A 17951-nucleotide genomic window follows, 5' to 3' on the forward strand; every position below is an offset into this window, starting at 1 on the left:
TAATTCATAATTATATTGGCATATTTTTATATACACTTACAGAAAAATAAAGTTTATGAGAAAAATAATAACAAGTGTCGTTTTGGTTTCTTCTTTCCTTGCGATAGGAAATATTACAAGTAGCTGTAGTAAAGTAGAAGATATTATTGATGACATTTCGGTGCCGGTTCCTTTGACAATTCCATTGGATTTCAATGCGGAATTCCCATTTGCAATAGATAATAATGTTTCTTTGACCACTCCAGAAATTCCTGTAACTCTTGATGTTAATCAAAAGATTAAAGATTATAACGAAAATTTATCAATCAATAATTTGAAATCAGCTAAACTGGACAAATTCAGTATAGAAGTTGTTGAAGGAAATACTGTGCCTTTAGATGCTATAAAAGATGCTGAAGTTTACTTTAAAACGCCAAATGTAGGAACGGTTTTGGTGGCTAAATTTACAGGTAATACCAATCCGACTTCTGTTACATTTACACCCACTAGTGACGATTTAATCAGTCATTTGCAGACCAACCAGCACACTTTCTACCTGAAAATAACAGGTGGTAAACTTGCGGCTGGTAATATGAAAATCAAAGTTAATACAGGCTTTAGAATATCAGTAGGCTTATAATATAAAAGATGACTTAGCGGTCATCTTTTTTTGTGAAATCTTCGTAAGGATTTTCTTCACTGAAAAGTAAATTGAGAATCATTCCAATAATCACGCAGGTATTAATGATCAACCATAAAAAATGGGGAATTGGAATGACTAAGAAAGGATTATAAAGTATTGCGAGCGAGAAAAAGATCTTGACATCCAATTGGTCTCGTCTCTGGAAAGCATCGTAAGCGAGCCATCCAAAACCTGCAAATAAAATATACCCGGAAAACCTGTAAAATAAGTAAGGCATTTGCAGAAAACATAGTATCAGAATTCCCGCTAGAATTAATTTTAGAAGCTGATGCATATTTCTCAGTTTCTTGTAAAATTAATAAATAAATGTTTACGTTCTAATTTATTATTGGATATTTTAAATAATTGATAAATATAATTAATTATGATAAGTTATTTTATAAAAATAGAAAATTGTATGTATTATTCGAAAACAAGATTATTCTGGATTGCCAGAGATTTTAATTCAGTTTCTTCCCATTCTTTTTGGGCGTTACTTTTCAGCGTAATTCCACCTCCAACAAAGAGAAAAGCGTAATTCTTAAAGAAGCTTGCACATCTTAAATTTACAAAATAGTAAATGAAATTTTCTGTCTCAACCTTGATGTATCCTGCGTAGAATTCTCTGTTAAAATGCTCAATACTTTTGATGCCTTGTGCGCAGAGTTCTTTCGGAAAGCCGCAAACGGCTGGCGTTGGATGTAATTCAGAAATAATTTTGTCCAGACTTTCCGGGCTTATTTCCGCCGAAAAGTTGGTTTGAAGATGTTTGATATTTCCGGAAATCAAATCTCTGGTTGGGGATATTTTCAGGTTAGATGAGAATTTTCTCAAAATTGACTGGATGTAATCTGTCACCGCTTTTTGCTCCTCAACTTCTTTTTCTGTCCAGTTTTCTTCCAACGGAAGCGTTCCTGCAAGGCTCATTGTTTCAAAGGAATTATTCCTTTTATCAAATTTTCCCAGGACTTCGGAAAATCCGCCCATCCAGATTTCATTATTTTTCTCGAAAAGATAGCAGAAAGCAGAAGGGTAGCTGTTGCAAAATTTGAGGAAACTTTTCGTTAATGATAATTTTTTCTCGGAGTCGATGTCAAGGTACATCAGTAGTTTTCTTCGGGAAAGAACTAATTTTTTAAGTTCATTCTTCTCAATGAAATCTTTGGCCTGCGAAATTTTGAGAGCATAAGATTCCTGAGTTTCTTTTCCGATTTCTATTAATGAGCTTTTGTTTTTTGGAGAAACAGTCTGATTTTCAATTTCCTCTTTCGAAATTTCTTTGATAGATCCCTTAAAATCCAAAATGGTTTTAGAATCAAAACTGACGAAGGAAACCTGTTTTTCTGATGAATTTTCTAACGTGTGAAAAACCTCTGAGTCGGGCAATCTGAAAACGAGCATATTGATTAAAATAAATTAAACTTTGCCAACAGGAACAATATTATTCGTCATTGTCGTGTGGTTGATGAGGTTTCCCTTTTCATCACGGATTTCGATTTGGGAAACGTGCATTGTGTTTCCTTTTCGGATGAAAGTCGCCGTTCCTGTCACGATTCCCTCTCTTATGGCGCGCAAATGATTGCTATTAATATTAGTTCCGACAGGAACCGATTTGGAAAGGTCCAGATTAATTAACGAAAGACAAGATCCTAAAGTCTCTGCCAAAACGCAACTTGCACCGCCGTGCATAATGCCGTATGGCTGATGAACTTTCGGTGTTACAGGCATTGTTGCGGTCAAATGGTCATCTGAAACATCTGTGTAAACAATGTCTAAAGTTTCACCAAGAGTATTTTTACTGGCTTTGTTCAGGCGGTCAAGGATTTCTGTTTTTTTTGCTTCGTTCATTCTTAATAAATTTGCGGATTCCAGTTCTCAGGATGTTTCGGCGTGATATCATATCTGACATAGAAATCCTGAATTTCCTGCATGATTTCTTCAAAAGTATGCGTTTCTAATTTTTCGTAAGGAATTTTGTAACCAAGATTGATGGTTTTTCTTTTGTAATCTCCTCCTGCCAAAACAATTGGAACTTTCGCAGCCATCGCCATATTGTAAAAACCTTTCCGCCATTTCGGAACCCAGCTTCTGGTACCTTCCGGCGTTATTACAAGACTGAAATCATCTTTTTTGAACTCATCTGCTACAAATTTCACAAGGTCGTTTTTTTGCGAACGGTCGATTCCAATTCCGCCAAGACCTTTTACAATGCCGCCATAGAAGGCTTTTGTATGAGCATCTTTGATGATGACTTTTAATTTTTTATCCAGCGTCCAATACGCAAGATTACCAAGAATATATTCGCTGTTATCGGTATGTGGTGCGACAACCAGGATGCATCTGTCCAGATTGTTGACATCGCCTTGCAGAACAACTTTCCAGCCAATAAGTTTCAGAATGGCTTTTCCTAAAAATTTCCTCATAAACAAAAAAATAAAGTACAGCGACAAAGCTATACTTTACAAATTTACAAAATATGTTTATTTTCTAAGAAATATCTAGATATTCTTTACATTCAAAAAAGGCTGGAGAAAAAATCGACCAATTTGATGGCGATAGCAATTACAAGTTGTATCATTTTATAGTAGTTTTTGGTTAGAAATTAATTTTCTGAAACAAATTTAATAAATTAATTAATAGTATTGATAGTAATTTGGTTAATTTTTTACTAAATTTTTAATTTATAGTCGGGTAAATTACGGCATTTGTAAGATCCAAAGGATTATAGCTTTTCAAAATGTGATTCTGCATCACTTTTGCCATTTCCTTGAATTGATCTTTGCTTGTAATTTTGGTTCCTCCAACCTGGAAAGTTCCCGGTGGTACATCATCGAACTTCTCTCTCAGTTCTTTCATCGGATCGTTATAGAATTTCAGCATTTGTTTGTGCATATCTTCAATTTTGACATTCAAAGGTTTTTTGCCTGCAAAAGCTTCCAGGAAATCTAAGGTATCATAAGTCTTTTCCAGCTTCTGGCTTTTGGCTAATTTGAAAATAAAATTGTCTTTGCTGTCATTCAATTCAAAGATCAAACCTGGCAAGCCTCGGAATTTGTAAGGTCCTTCTGAAATATTGACGTCTTTGGCGAACCAGGCTGTCCATTCTCTTCCTCCAAAATTAGTCGTCGCTTTTTGCAGGGTGTATTGTCCTGAAGTTTTGGTTTCATTTTCCAGTTTCCAATCCATTTTGTCTGTGGTTTGGTACGAAAAATAATCCATCATCATTTCGTAATTTGTGTTTTGATAAGAATTTTTATCTCTTTTGATGGCCGGCGTCTGATTCCAGCTGTAGTTGTGTCCGCCTTTTTTATTAATAGAATCGTTCAGAATGTTTTCATAGTCGTAAAACTTAACATCGGTTGGATTGATGTCCAAAGCCATATTTACCTTTCTGTATTCTGTAGATTCGGAATTAGGCTTGAACTGATATTCGTAAATAAAACGGTGTGTTTGTGCTTTTGATAAGGTGGTGAAAACTACCAAAAGAAAAAGTGTATAGATTTTCATATTAACTTGATTTTAATAAAATTGAACTTGAGAGTAGAATAATAAATAAAATAAATCCTGTGATTTGCCAGATGGTTGATGGCTCTCGGTAATCGTGTGTTTCTGAGATTTTGATTCCTAAAATAGGTTTCAGCTTATTCCAGTCCCAGGCTACTAAAACTAATGCTGCAAAAAGCATTAACGAAGTGATGACCCAGGTTCCGGTAAAATGCATACTGATTGTAAGAATGCAAATGTTGAGAATAATTCCAAAAAACATCAAAGCGCCTAAAGTTGCAAATCTCTGAGTGAATAATAGTAAGGCTGTCAGCAATTGACAAAATCCTAAAAACTCCCAGTAAAATCCCGTTCTGTACATCGCTTCGAAATAGTAGCCAATCGGATTATCAGTTCCAATGTTTGTAAATCTTTCTCCAAGCAATTTGGTAAGTCCCGAAGGAATAAAAGCAAATCCAACTAAAAACCGAATGCCAATGATCATAAGATTCAGCGTTCTGTTGTTTCTCAGTTTTGAGTACATAGTTTTTAGTTTTTTTAAAGAAGAACTAGAGGAAAAGCGGAAACTCTTTACAGTTTTTGACCCGCTTTTCGACTAATCCACTCTCAATTTTTATTTGGTTTTGATATTGATTTCTTTCTTTCCGTCTTTGATGTTGATGTTAAGATCTTCTATGCTTTTCTTAACTTTCTCATCAATTTTCATTCTTTCCAAAACCACATCTGCAGAATCTTTGGAGTAATATTTCCCATTGATTTTCACGCTGTCGCTTTCGTCAGAGTTGTACTCGATTGTCGTTCCGTTGATATTGATTTTGTTTTTCTCAACCGTTATTCCGTTATTATCCTCATTGTCAGAATCGTTGTCGTCATCGTCATTATCATCGCTTACATTTACCTGATATTCTTTTTCATTAATAATTTTCGTATTTCTAGGAACTACAAGTTCATAATCCAGTCTGTAGTTTCTGAAACGGTATTCATAAGGATATTCGAAGTAGTTAGGTAATATAATTTTGTTCCCTACAATTTCCACCGGTACTTTCATTTTGAGAGGCTGGTTGTATCCATCCGCTTCTTTTTTCACAATCAGATATGGTGTTTTGATATCATCTCTTCTCGTGATTTCTACGTGAGGATAATCTTTTTTATAGATCTTCGACTTATCAGAATAGATATTATTAAAATAAGTTTTGAAGTTCTCAGGAATTTCCACTTTTTTGCTGTCGATGTAAATGGTGTCAGCAGCATTTGGTGCAGTAAGTGAGATGTTTTCATAATCCTCATTGTCTCCGCTGTAAGTGAAGTTGAATTTTGAAGCATTAGCAGCCAATACACCTACCAAAACTAACCAGATAATTCCTAAAGTTCCCAACACAGGACCTACATAATTGAATTTAGTTTTCGGAGAGAATAATTTGATAGATAACAATAAGAAAGCAACTCCGAAGATAACTGTAGGCAAAGCCGCAATCGCTAAGATCAGATAACCCATATTATTTTCTTCAAGATAGAATCCAAGGTTGTTGTCGATTCCAAATTTCCCGGATCCGTAAGCAAATGTCATTGCGAAAAGTCCGATGAAACATCCTGCAGCCATCAGTGCCAGCCATACAGCAAGACAATACTTAAGGATTTTCAGGATTGTGTCTCCTGCAGATCCGATTTTTGGTTTGTTTTCCGTGTAGATTTCTCCAGCTCTTGTAGAAGTTTCGTTTGCAAACTGAACTATTTTCCCAGATTCTTCCTTTAGATTGTCAAAATTCAAAGGTTTCCCTTTCATTTTCAAAAAATCCGAAGCTGATTCTGCTTTTGGTAAAACAGCCCAAAGGATAAAATATAAAATCACAACTAAGAAAGATGAGCCTGGCGCTACCCAAAGGAAAAGAAATGCACCAATCCAGATCAATCTCATCCAGCTGATTTCCATTCCGAAATAAGCTGCCAATCCTGCGCAAACTCCCGCAATTTTTTGTCTTTCCGGATCACGGAACAGTTGCTTTTGAGAATTGCTGCTGTAAGAAAAAGCTCCGGTTGTTTTAGACTGCTTTTGTTTACCTTCAGAGAAATAGGCTTCCTCTTGTTCATCAATCTGTTCTGGTGTTCCGATTTGAGCAATTACTTTCTCTACGTCAGAATCATTGATGACTTCTCTTTTTCCAAGCGTTTCTTTGAAGATCTCTACCATTCTGATTTCGATGTCGTTCATCACTTCATCAGCTTCAGCGGCGTCTAGGGAATTTCTAAGAGCATTCAGATAATCGCTTAATTTTATATAAGCCAGCTCGTCTATCGTAAAGGAAAAACCAGCGAGTGCTATAGATAATGTCTTGTTCATAATATTAGTTTTGAGAGTTTGAGATAATTTGGTTTACAGAATCTGTAAGTTCTTGCCAAGTGGTTTGCAGTTCAGCGAGGAAGAGACTTCCTTTTTCCGTGATCTGGTAGTACTTTCTTGGCGGTCCGCTTGTGGATTCTTCCCATCTGTAAGCTAAGAATTCGCCATTTTTCAATCTTGTAAGAAGGGGATAAAGCGTTCCTTCCACTACATCCAGTTTTCCTTTTTTGAGAGATTCTATCAGGTCGGAAACATACATTTCACGTTGTTGGATAAGACTCAAAATACAGAATTCCAAAATTCCTTTGCGCATCTGCGCCTTTGTGTTCTCGGTATTCATATTAATTATTTGGTTTTAAAATTTCGAAGTTTAAAGTTTGATATTTTGAGTTTTATAGAGCTTCAAAACATCTTTCTTAAACTTTACATTGCAAAGATATGTAAATAGAAAGGTATTGTGCAATACAAAGTAGTAAATATTTTTTAAATAGTTATTTAATTGATTGATTATCAGTAATTAAAATTTAAATTAAAAATTTGAGAAAATTTAAACTGAATATAATTTGTTTAAAAATGGACTTTTAAACAAAGTTTTTTTGATGCGTTTAAGCAAGAGTGATGAACTTTTATAATCTGATTTTGCGTTAATATTATAAATTTTAAAAAAAAGTTTTTTATAAGGAATTCAATCTTATTATAAAAGACGGCTGAGTAAAATGTCTGGAAATAGCAGACTTTGAAATTGCCAAGAGAAATAACCTATAGATGATTATTAGGACATTGAACTTAAAATCTGTCACATTTTATTTTTGCTTTCAAAAGAAAACATTTTGTAGATGCAACAGTAAATTTCATTAAATCATAATGGAAACCCTTGAATATATAAAAAATAATTATTTAAAGAAATTCAAAAATTATTGAATTAAAATTTGCAAATGAGAAATGTTTTCATACTTTCGTAACAGATTTACAACAACGATAATGAATTTCATATTCACAACAACAACAACTTCTACAACTACAACTACAACATTTGTAGGTTGCAGGAAGACGCGTTTGTAAATTGAAAAAAAAATATTTAACAAAAGCCTTTCTGAATTCAGAAAGGCTTTTTTATTTAGCTACAGAGAAGCAAACTGTTAATAGAGAAAAGTAAACGTAATAATCGAAGCTCCGTAAGAACGAGCATTAAAAAATATAACCAATGAAAGTATTAAAATTTGGAGGAACTTCAGTCGGAAGTTTGGAGGCGTTGAAAAATGTAAAATCAATCGTTGAAAAAGAATTCAATAAAAATGAACCATTAATAGTAGTTTGTTCCGCCTTTTCCGGAATTACAAATTCTCTTTTGCTAGCAGCAGAAGAAGCATTAATTCAAAATGATTTCTCAGAAATTCTGAAAACAACAGAAGACAAACATTATCAGATTATTTCAGGATTGCTTCCAAGAACGATGCAGAATCCATTATTGATGTTGGTGAAAGTGAGCTTCAATGAGATTGAGGATATTCTGTTTAGCGTCAAAAACTTAGGCGAATTATCTGTAAGAATCAAAGATACATTATTGTCTTACGGCGAACAATTATCAAGTAAAATAATTGCTGCTTATCTTCAGTCAGAAGATTTTCCAGCAAATTATAAAGATGCCAGAGAGCTGATTGTAACGGATTCAAACTTCGGAAATGCATCAGTCAATTTCATTAAAACAAACGATAATCTGATGAATTGGAATCCGGAAAATCAGATTTATGTAACCACTGGTTTTATTTCAAAAGATGAAAATCAAGACACAACAACTTTGGGAAGAGGCGGTTCTGATTACACTGCGGCGATTCTTGGCTCTGGTTTACAAGCCGAAGAAATCCAGATTTGGACAGATGTTGACGGTTTTATGACAGCAGATCCAAGATTGGTGAAAAATGCTTTTTCTCAGCCGGAACTCAGTTATCAGGAAGCGATGGAAATGTCCTATTTCGGCGCAAAAGTCATCTATCCGCCAACAATGATTCCGGCCATCGAAAGCCAAATTCCGATTTATATCAAGAATACTTTCAATCCGGAAAATCCGGGAACTTTGATTCATCAAAAATCCGAAATTTCCAAAAGTCTAATCAAAGGAATTGTCTCCATCGAGAAAACTTGTCTCGTCAATATCATCGGAAACGGAATGATTGGGATGAAAGGTTTCAGCGGAAGATTGTTCAATGCTTTGGCAAAATATGATGTCAATGTTATCCTAATTACGCAGGCGAGTTCGGAACACAGCATTTCTTTTGTCGTCAATTTTAATGATGAGAAAAAAGCCGAAAAGGCCATCCGGGAAGAATTTGAATTTGAAATCAATGCCAACAAAATCGATGAACCGCAGTTCGATAATGAGTTCAGTATTCTTTCCGTTGTCGGCGAGAATATGAAAAAAACGAGAGGAATCAGCGGGAAATTTTTTAGCGCTTTGGGCAAAAATGGAATCAATATTATTGCCATTGCCCAAGGTTCTTCCGAGCTCAATATTTCTGCTGTCATTGAAAGAAATGAACTCTCAAAGGCTTTGAATGTTGTCCACGATTTGCTTTTACTTTCGCCAGTGAAAACCTTCAATGTGATGTTTGCGGGAACAGGAAATATCGGTAAAGAACTCTTTAAACAGCTTAAAAGAGAAGAAGAAAATCTGGAGAAAAATCACCAAATTAAAATCAATGTCATTGGTGTAACCAACAGCCGACAAATGATTATCTCTGAAAACGAAAGTTTAAATTTTGACTTAAATGAAATTTTGGATAAAAATTTGGAAAAAGCTAATTTAGAGTATTTTATAAATTCTATTTCAATCAAAAATTTACCTAATATGGTTTTTGCAGATAACACTTCCAGCGAAGATGTTGTGAGCTATTATCCACAATTCTTTGAGAATAATATTTCGATTGTAACTTGCAACAAAAAGGGAAATTCTTCCGGTTACGAGCAGTACAGTAAGTTCAAAAGATTGGCAAAAAAGAACAACGTCAGTTTCCTTTATGAGACCAATGTAGGCGCGGGACTTCCAATCATTAAAACGCTCAATGACCTCTGGATTTCCGGAGACGAAATCTTGAAAATAGAAGCGATTTTATCAGGAACCATTTCTTACATTTTCAATAATTACGTGGGCGAAAAAACCTTCGCTGAAGTTGTAAGAACGGCGCAAGAATTAGGTTACACAGAACCCGACCCAAGAGACGATTTGAACGGAATGGATTTCTCCAGAAAGATGCTGATTCTTGGACGAGAAATTGGCTTACCTTTGGAAATGTCCGATGTCAACATCAAAGATTTCCTCCCGGAAGCTTGTCTTAAAGCAGATTCGATTCCGAGTTTTTATGAAGAGTTGGAAAAGAACGAACCTTACTTTTCATCATTCAAAAATGAAGCAGAAAGTTCTGGTCAAAAACTCAGATTAATCGGAATTCTGGAAGACGGAAAAATCAACATCGAAGTCAAAATGGTTGACGCCAATCACGCTTTCTACGGACTGTCAGGAAGCGATAATATCATTTCATTCACCACTTCAAGGTACAAAAACACGCCTTTGGTTGTCAAAGGTCCAGGCGCCGGCGCAGAGGTTACTGCCGCAGGTGTTTTCGCAGATTTAGTACGAGTTACAGCACAATAATTTAAAATATCGCAAAGGCTCAAAAATTATAAAAAATAATCGCTGAAAAGCCGCCAAGAAATTTGCGACTTAAAAAAGTAAGCATTTAGAATTTTTTTGCGCCTTTGCGTTAAAAATTTTTATCATTAAATCAATTAAAGAAAATTATGTCTTTAAATACAATAAAAGTTTTCGCTCCCGCAACAGTCGCCAACGTCGTTTGTGGCTACGATATTCTCGGTTTTGCCATCGATGAACCAGGCGACGAAATCATCCTGACAAAAAACGATTCCAACAAAATCACCATCACAAAAATCGAAGGCGATGGCGGAAAACTTCCAAAAGACCCGGAGAAAAATGTCGTTTCACACGTCATCAGATTATTCTTGGAAAAGATAAATTCAACCCAAGGAATCGATATCGAGCTTTACAAAAAAATGCCACTCAACAGCGGAATGGGTTCCAGCGCAGCGAGCAGTGTTGCGGCTTTGGTCGCGATTAATGAATTGATGGGGAAACCATTTTCGAGACAGGAATTGTTGCCTCTCGCAATGGAAGGCGAACGTATTGCCTGCGGAAATGCACACGCAGACAATGTTGCACCCGCACTTTTAGGCGGAATGGTTTTGGTCAGAAGTTACGAGCCGTTGGATGCGCTAAAACTGCCTTATCCAAAAGATTTGTCGGTAGTTTCCGTTCATCCGCACGTGGACGTTCCCACAGGCGAAGCGAGAAAAATCATCAAGGAAAGAATCAGCCTGAAATCTGCTGTTCAGCAATGGGGAAATATCGCAGGATTGGTCGCCGGATTTTGCACCAACGACCTTGGTTTGATCAGCCGAAGTCTCGAAGATGTTATCATAGAGCCGGTTCGCGCAATGTTGATTCCATATTTTTACGAGATGAAACAGCTTGCTTTGGACAATGGCGCGATTGGTTTTGGAATTTCCGGTTCCGGCCCGTCGGTTTTTGCCCTGTGTGAAAAGCAGGAAATTGCAGAAGTTATTTCTCATAAAATAAAAGAGTTACTCAATCAGAAAAATATAGAAAGCGAATCATTCGTCACAAAAATCAACGACGAAGGTGCGAGAATCATTAATTAAAATAATTTGACTACGTCGAACCGCTTTGTTAGGTTTGGGCAGCTTTATCCGCCTTCCGTTCCCAATCTTTTTTGCAGAAGATTTCAGTTTAATTAGAAATTAAGTATAAGCAAAAAAGGATTTCCACTCAAGTCGGGCTGCGCTTCGCAAAGTTGAAGATTTGTCTTTTAGTCCAATTTTGTCATTCCGTAGGAAACCTAACGAAGTGGTTCGACGAAGTCAATCTAAATTGTTGAGATTCCTACGGAATGACAAAAGAGCTTTAAAATTTAATTTCTTTGCTGAGCGTAACCGCCTTTACGAACCTTAAAATATTTTCAATATGAGTAAAAAACTTTGCGGACTTTGCGTTCAATTTTTCAAACATTTAAAAAACTAAAATGAAATACATATCAACAAGAAAACAAGAAGAAACCAACATCAAAACAGCCATTCTGAAAGGTTTGGCAGATGACGGCGGACTTTTTATGCCCGAATGCATTCCGCAATTAGAATCAGAATTTTTTGAAAATTTATCCAATCTTAGTTTGCAGGAAATCGGTTTTCGGGTTGCAAAAGAATTTCTCGGCGAATCCATTTCTGATGAAAACTTAAAAGAAATCATCAACGAAGTCCTGAACTTCAAAATTCCGGCTGTCAAAATCTCGGATCACATTTATTCCTTGGAACTATTTCACGGTCCAACGATGGCTTTCAAAGATGTTGGGGCAAGATTTATGGCGAGGATGATGGCGTATTTCTCAGAAGGAAAACCGATGAAAGTCATTGCTGCAACTTCTGGCGACACGGGAAGTGCTGTTGCTTCAGGGTTTTTTAACGTTCAGGGAATTGAGGTCTATATCCTTTATCCAAAAGGAAAAGTAAGTCCGCTGCAGGAAAAGCAGCTGACAACCTGGGGCGGAAATATCAAAGCTTTGGAAATCGATGGGACGTTTGACGATTGTCAGGCTTTAGCAAAACAAATTTTGTCTGATGAAGAACTGAATCAGAAATTCACTTTGACATCGGCAAACAGTATCAATATTGCCAGATTGATTCCACAATCATTCTATTATTTCTGGGCATTTGCTCAATTACAAAAATTAGGAAAGCCAATTGTTTTCTCAGTTCCAAGCGGGAATTTCGGAAACTTAACGGCTGGTCTTTTTGCCAAGAAAATGGGATTGCCGATTCATCAATTTATAGCTTCGACCAACGCCAATGATGTGGTTCCGAATTATCTGGAAACTGGAAATTACGAATCAAAACCTTCAAAACAAACCATCAGCAATGCAATGGATGTTGGAAATCCAAGCAATTTTGAAAGAATGAAAAGTCTTTTCAATGATGATGTTTCAGAATTCAAAAAAGAAATTGAATCTTATTCTTTTTCAGATGAAGAAACGAAATCAACGATGATAAAAGTTAAGAATGATTTTAATTATATTCTTGATCCGCACGGCGCAGTTGCTTATCTTGGTTTAGAAAAGTATTCAGAAAAATTAAATGAAGATTTTGTTAGTGTTTTATTGGAAACTGCTCATCCTGCAAAGTTTGTAGAAGTTGTGGAAGAAGTTTTAAAAGAGAAAATCGAAATCCCTGAAAAACTGGAAGCTTTTAATAAAAAAGAAAAACAATCTGTGGAATTCCCAGCGGATTTTGAATTGGTGAAAAGTTATTTGATGAAGGAGAATTAATAAAACCACATAGACACATAGAGGTTAATGGTTTTAAAGGTTAAATAGAAGTAGTGCCCTATTTTATCTTGAGCTTAAAAAAACTATGTGCCTATGTGGTGAAAAAATATTAATTGTTTTTAAACAAATTTTATTTTATCAGTTTCTAATCCCAAATAAAATCATATCTTTGCACCCGAATTACATAATAATCATTAAATAATATTGGAATGTATTTAACACCAGAAAAAAAGTCAGAAATTTTCGCAAAGCACGGAAAATCTGCAAATGACACAGGAAGCGCTGAAGGACAGATTGCTCTATTCACTTTTAGAATCAACCACCTTTCTCAGCATTTGAAAGCCAACCGTCACGATTTTGCTACAGAGAGATCTCTAGTAATGTTGGTAGGTAAGAGAAAATCTCTTCTTGATTACTTGAAGAAGAAAGAAATCTCCAGATACAGAGCTATCATCGCTGAATTGGGAATCAGAAAATAATTTCCGCTTTCAAGCAAAAAACAAAAGCAACTCAATTTGGGTTGCTTTTTTTGTGGATAAATGATCTTGTATTATTTTAATTTTTTTTATCTCTATTAAACTCTATTTGTGCAGTTATAAAATTCGTAAATTTTCTAACAAACTTAGGGTTATAATTCATTATACTAAATGCTTTATCATATTCTGAATTATATTGCTCTGAATCATTAAGATAAATTGTTTCTTGAATTAATTTTCCATTTTTAAATCCTGCTTGATATTCTTCCATAGTAATATCTGATAAAGCTGATGTATGTCCAATTATAAAATTTTTATCTATTAAATTTATTTTCTTTAATAGATTGAGAATTAAATTATCATCTTCATTATTTTCAAATTCTTCAATAAAAAATTTAATTTCAAATCCGTCCATATCTAATGGAAAAGTGATTAAATCTCTTACTTGAAGGAAAATTACATCATCAGTAATAGTTATCTTTTCGTTTGTTACGATAAAGCTATAATCCATTTTTAGTGTAAGTTTTAAATTAATTATGCTTCAGCAATCTCAGATTTCCGAGAATCCCTAAACAGAAAATAAACCCCAATCAAACTCAACAAAACAAACAACCCAAAACTTATCAAAGAAAATAATTTCCCAGTTTCGATAACGGCTGGTTCAAATTTCATTTCAATTTTATGTTTTCCTGCTGGGACGTAAAGCGCTCTCAGAAGGTAATTAGCTTTGATGTAGTCGACTTTGTTTCCGTCCAGATAAACATTCCAGCCGTGTGGATAATAAATTTCTGAAAATACTGCTAATTGAGCTGTTTTGGAAGATGAATCAAACGACAATTCGTTTGGCTGATAAGATTTCAAAGCAAGAAACGCCGTTGAGTCTTTTACCAGATTTTTTCCGTTGAAATAAGCTTTATCATCTTTAGAAATTACAGCGATTTTCTTGGTGTCGAGATTTCCGGTTTCGTTCAGTTCTTCGTTTGGATTGTCCACGAATTTGATGTCAGAAACAAACCACGCATTCCCGTTGGCTTCAGGATTTGGTGTGATTTCCGGTTTTTGCTGGTCGCCCACCAGGAAATATTTGGTGTTCAGCATATTCAGGATTCTCACCGTTTTTACCTGGTCTGTTGTTGAAAAATATTTGTTGATTAAATCATCATAACGTCTCAGTTTCACAGCGTGATAACCGCCAATCGACGATTTGAAATAAGACGTATTTGTCTCACTGAAAGTTGATAGAATGTTATTGAAAATCCTGTAATGATCCTTGTCTTTTTCTGCAATTGTCTGCAAAGCTTTATTAACTTCGGTCTGTTGAAGAAGACTTTGAACAAACGTGTCGTTTCCAGCTTTGCTCATCAGATATTCCGAATTTTCTGTTTGAAATGGATAATCAGCGAAGGTTTTGTCAACGAAGTTATCGTCGTTCAGATAACGTCTGTTAACCGTCCAAAGGTCAAATAAACTCACGAATCCGATAATTAATAAAACGATGTTGACGTTCAGTTTTTTCTTTAATCCTAAAAATAAAACACCAGCCGTAATCAAAACATAAACAATCGCTTTGAAAGCATCGGTTTGGAACATAGACGCTCTTTCATCAACCAAATAATCTAATAAGAAAGGCGGAAGATAAGTTTTTTCAGTAGCGGTATAGAAACCTAAAATTCCTTTTCCGAAAACCATCAGAATCAATGTAATTCCCAAAACAGTCCCAGAAACATAAAATAAGATTTTCTTTTTGTATTCTTCGGTCAGATTTTCATCAGTAAAGAATTTATATAATCCAAGAATCGCAATGAAAGGAAACAAAAATTCCACCACCACCAAGATAGACGAAGGCGCACGGAACTTGTTGTACATCGGAACATAATCGATGAAGAAATCTGTCAAAGCTGAGAAATTGCTTCCCCAGGCTAAGAAAATTGTCAAAATTGATGCGCCTAAAATCCAATATCTGTAACGTTTTCCGGCAAAGAAAAATCCTAAAACGGCCAAGAAACAAACCACTGCACCTTGATAAGCTGGACCAGAAGTGCTTGGCTGGTCGCCCCAATAAGTCAGGCTTCCAAAACCTTTCATCATCATTTCGTATTCCTGTTGAGATTTGATGTTTTCCTGAGCCAGTTCCTGCACGTGTTCCATCATTTTGTCAGAACCTTCTTCCTGACTTGCTCCTCCCATCAATCTTGGAATGAATAAGTTAAGTGTTTCCAGTTTTCCGTAGCTCCACATTGTGATGCTTTCTTTATCCATTCCGGATTTTCCGGCTGTAGTGGAACCAGTGTTCAGAATTTGTTTTCCACGTACGGTTTCTTTTACATATTCGGCGTTGGCCATAATTCTTTGCGAGTTCATTCCAACGCCGATGATTCCGGCAACTGCTACGATTCCTGTCGAAATCAGAAAATGTTTCCACTCGATTTTTCCTTTGATGGCTCTTATTAATTCAGATAAAAATAAAAATCCTAATCCGATGAACAGGTAATAAGTCATCTGCGGGTGATTCGCACAAATCTGAAGTCCCATAAATAGGGTAGTAGCAATGAATCCGAGAATATATTTTTTTCTGAAATAAACCAATAAAATTCCGGCTACCAACGGTGCAAAATAAGCAATCGTATGAACTTTTCCGTTATGTCCCGCCGCAATAATAATGTAAAAATAAGTTGACAATCCGAAGAATGTCGCACCAAGCAAAGCGTATTTCCAATTTCTAACCGCAACCATTCCCAAAAAGAAAAATCCGGCAAACAATAAGAACAAGTAATTTGCAGGTTTTGGAAGGAACAAAAACAAATCGTCAATTTTTTTGATGACATCGCCACGAAATTGCGCACCAGTCTGGTAAGTAGGCATTCCACCGAACATTGCGTCGCTCCAGTACGTTTCATTTTCGTTATTCGCACGGTATTGCAAAAGTTCTTCTGCACCACCTTTGTAGAAAACGATATCGTGCTGCATCAGACGTTTTCCGGAGATGACAGGATTGGCATAAACCACCGCCAGCAAAATGAAAACGACAAGACTCGCAAGGATGAAAATTAGATTCTTCTTATTTTTGAACATAGATGTTAGACTTTAGATATTAGATTTGAAATCAGTATTTTACCAATTAATATCAATTTCAAAATGGCTTTAAAATTTAAATTCCAAATTTAATATTAAAAAACCTTTCAGACTTCATAATCTGAAAGGTTTTGTGTTTATTTTATGTCGGATTTTGACTATTGTTTTTTCTCTTCTTTTATTTCTTCAAAATCTACAGTTTCTGCGTCCCATTTTACTTTAGGCTCAGGCATTTTTTTCGAACCCGTCTGTTCATTTTGCTGTTGATTCTTAGGATTCAGATTTGGGAAGTTTTTATAAAATGCATTAAAAAACAATCTTTTCAAAATATTCCAGACGAAGAATATGATGATGGTTGCGATAATGAATTCGAAAATGTATTTCATTTCCTTATTTTTTTATTTAATTCTAAAATCTATTTGTAAGAAGGATTGATGATAATAGACGTCGTCGAGTTTTTGCTCATGCTCTGCGTTTGCTTTCCGTCAGAAACACTTTCTTTTTGGGTTGTTTTGATGCTCAAATTCTGGTTCAGAAGCCAGCCTGTATTTTCATCGATGATGATTTTGCCGCTTTCGGTTCCGCCAACACTCATCGTATGCGTCATTCCATTTTGAGTTTGCTTATCAGATTTTGAAGGAATCACACCAGTTACACTGATTTCCGCTTTCCCATCCTCAACTTTAGTCAATGTAAATGTCAAAGTTTGTTTAACTTTTCCAGGAACAATGTCTTCAGAATCTGTCCATTTATCACCGATTTTTGCTCCTTTTGCAGGAAGAAGTTTCAGGTTTTTGCCTAATTGTTCTTTCATCATTGCTTCATTGAAACCAGTTTTGAAACTTTCTATAAAAGCTGTTTGCTGTTTTGTATCTTTCACAGTTCCGGCAATTGCTTTTTTCAGATTGTTGTAAACGGCATCAAATCCAGTTACAGATTTAATGTTTCCATAAGAATCCATTTTCACATTCAATTTGTTGCCTGCCAAGCCTTTGCTTACCAGATAATCCATTTTAAGAGCTTCCTCTTTTGGTGCCGCCTGTTTGGTGTCAATGGTTATCGTTTTTCCGTTCGAAGAATTAGACATTCTTTTTCCGGTCATATTCAATGTCAAATCGTAAATATTGTTTTTGAAATCATTGACAGTTACAGACATTTCGTCCGTAGTTTCATTGGTTCCGGACATTGTTTTTCCGTCTGGTGTGTTCAAAGTTTGAATTTCTCTTTGATAAGAAACCAACGGATAAGTTACTCCTTTTTCCAAAATGAATTTCTGCTTGTAAACGCCGCTGCTGTCAGCAATCGCTTTCGGTTTTGAAGCTTCCTCTGCGGAAACTTCTACCGTTACAGTTTCGGTTTTTCCTGTTTTCGGATCAACTCTTGTAATGGTTTTCGTTTCCTTTTTACAAGCTACCAATGTTATGGCGATAAGCGCGAGCGCTGTTATTTTTTTCATAATTGATGTTTGGTAAATGAAATAAGGTTTAAATTTT

17 protein-coding genes are annotated in these 17951 nt (G+C 35.5%); 5 read left to right on the plus strand and 12 right to left on the minus strand.

Annotation, left to right across the window (positions count from 1 at the left end; genetic code table 11):
- Positions 1-55: 55 nt before the first annotated feature.
- A complete protein-coding gene (locus OPU68_RS03225) occupies positions 56-619 on the plus strand; it encodes a hypothetical protein (RefSeq protein ID WP_498472560.1) in 564 nt (187 codons plus the stop codon).
- A 13-nt stretch (positions 620-632) separates the two neighbouring features.
- On the opposite strand, the gene OPU68_RS03230 is transcribed toward OPU68_RS03225, so the two are convergent.
- The 8 genes from OPU68_RS03230 to OPU68_RS03265 all read right to left on the minus strand — a co-directional run bounded on the left by OPU68_RS03230 (position 633) and on the right by OPU68_RS03265 (position 6843).
- Positions 633-956, minus strand: a complete 324-nt coding sequence (locus tag OPU68_RS03230) for a DUF6804 family protein (RefSeq protein WP_498472561.1) — start codon at positions 954-956, stop codon at positions 633-635.
- Between the two features lie 128 nt (positions 957-1084).
- Positions 1085-2062 (minus strand): chorismate-binding protein, encoded by a 978-nt coding sequence (locus OPU68_RS03235; RefSeq protein ID WP_498472562.1) that lies wholly within the window; start codon positions 2060-2062, stop codon positions 1085-1087.
- A gap of 15 nt (positions 2063-2077) precedes the next feature.
- On the minus strand, positions 2078-2509 hold the full coding sequence (locus OPU68_RS03240; RefSeq protein ID WP_498472563.1) for a PaaI family thioesterase: 432 nt from the start codon (positions 2507-2509) through the stop codon (positions 2078-2080).
- A gap of 2 nt (positions 2510-2511) precedes the next feature.
- The gene (locus OPU68_RS03245; RefSeq protein WP_498472564.1) at positions 2512-3084 is read right to left on the minus strand and encodes a 1-acyl-sn-glycerol-3-phosphate acyltransferase; all 573 of its coding nucleotides are present in this window, start codon (positions 3082-3084) and stop codon (positions 2512-2514) included.
- 253 nt (positions 3085-3337) lie between these two features.
- Positions 3338-4168 (minus strand): GLPGLI family protein, encoded by an 831-nt coding sequence (locus OPU68_RS03250; protein WP_498472565.1) that lies wholly within the window; start codon positions 4166-4168, stop codon positions 3338-3340.
- A gap of 1 nt (position 4169) precedes the next feature.
- Positions 4170-4688: a DoxX family protein gene (locus OPU68_RS03255; protein WP_498472566.1), complete on the minus strand. Its 519-nt coding sequence runs from the start codon at positions 4686-4688 to the stop codon at positions 4170-4172.
- Positions 4689-4778: 90 nt separating this feature from the next.
- A complete protein-coding gene (locus OPU68_RS03260; RefSeq protein WP_498472568.1) occupies positions 4779-6503 on the minus strand; it encodes a PspC domain-containing protein in 1725 nt (574 codons plus the stop codon).
- Positions 6504-6507: 4 nt separating this feature from the next.
- Positions 6508-6843 (minus strand): PadR family transcriptional regulator, encoded by a 336-nt coding sequence (locus OPU68_RS03265; protein ID WP_498472570.1) that lies wholly within the window; start codon positions 6841-6843, stop codon positions 6508-6510.
- A gap of 864 nt (positions 6844-7707) precedes the next feature.
- Here OPU68_RS03265 and thrA point away from each other — a divergent pair.
- The 4 genes from thrA to rpsO all read left to right on the plus strand — a co-directional run bounded on the left by thrA (position 7708) and on the right by rpsO (position 13389).
- Positions 7708-10152 carry a bifunctional aspartate kinase/homoserine dehydrogenase I gene (gene thrA, locus OPU68_RS03270; RefSeq protein WP_498472572.1) on the plus strand — a complete coding sequence of 815 codons (2445 nt, stop codon included), beginning with the start codon at positions 7708-7710 and terminating at the stop codon, positions 10150-10152.
- Between the two features lie 146 nt (positions 10153-10298).
- A complete protein-coding gene (locus OPU68_RS03275; protein ID WP_498472574.1) occupies positions 10299-11234 on the plus strand; it encodes a homoserine kinase in 936 nt (311 codons plus the stop codon).
- Positions 11235-11614: 380 nt separating this feature from the next.
- Positions 11615-12910: a threonine synthase gene (gene thrC, locus OPU68_RS03280; protein ID WP_498472575.1), complete on the plus strand. Its 1296-nt coding sequence runs from the start codon at positions 11615-11617 to the stop codon at positions 12908-12910.
- Between the two features lie 209 nt (positions 12911-13119).
- A complete protein-coding gene (rpsO, locus tag OPU68_RS03285) occupies positions 13120-13389 on the plus strand; it encodes a 30S ribosomal protein S15 (RefSeq protein ID WP_028123008.1) in 270 nt (89 codons plus the stop codon).
- Positions 13390-13465: 76 nt separating this feature from the next.
- Here rpsO and OPU68_RS03290 read toward each other — a convergent pair whose 3' ends face one another.
- The 4 genes from OPU68_RS03290 to OPU68_RS03305 all read right to left on the minus strand — a co-directional run bounded on the left by OPU68_RS03290 (position 13466) and on the right by OPU68_RS03305 (position 17914).
- Positions 13466-13897: a hypothetical protein gene (locus OPU68_RS03290; RefSeq protein ID WP_498472576.1), complete on the minus strand. Its 432-nt coding sequence runs from the start codon at positions 13895-13897 to the stop codon at positions 13466-13468.
- A gap of 23 nt (positions 13898-13920) precedes the next feature.
- Positions 13921-16458, minus strand: a complete 2538-nt coding sequence (locus tag OPU68_RS03295; RefSeq protein ID WP_498472577.1) for a YfhO family protein — start codon at positions 16456-16458, stop codon at positions 13921-13923.
- Between the two features lie 158 nt (positions 16459-16616).
- Positions 16617-16844, minus strand: coding sequence for a hypothetical protein (locus OPU68_RS03300; RefSeq protein WP_498472579.1), 228 nt, complete (start codon positions 16842-16844; stop codon positions 16617-16619).
- A gap of 29 nt (positions 16845-16873) precedes the next feature.
- On the minus strand, positions 16874-17914 hold the full coding sequence (locus OPU68_RS03305; protein WP_498472580.1) for a DUF6263 family protein: 1041 nt from the start codon (positions 17912-17914) through the stop codon (positions 16874-16876).
- Positions 17915-17951: the final 37 nt, after the last annotated feature.

This window comes from Chryseobacterium sp. TB1-D10 (assembly GCF_059803555.1).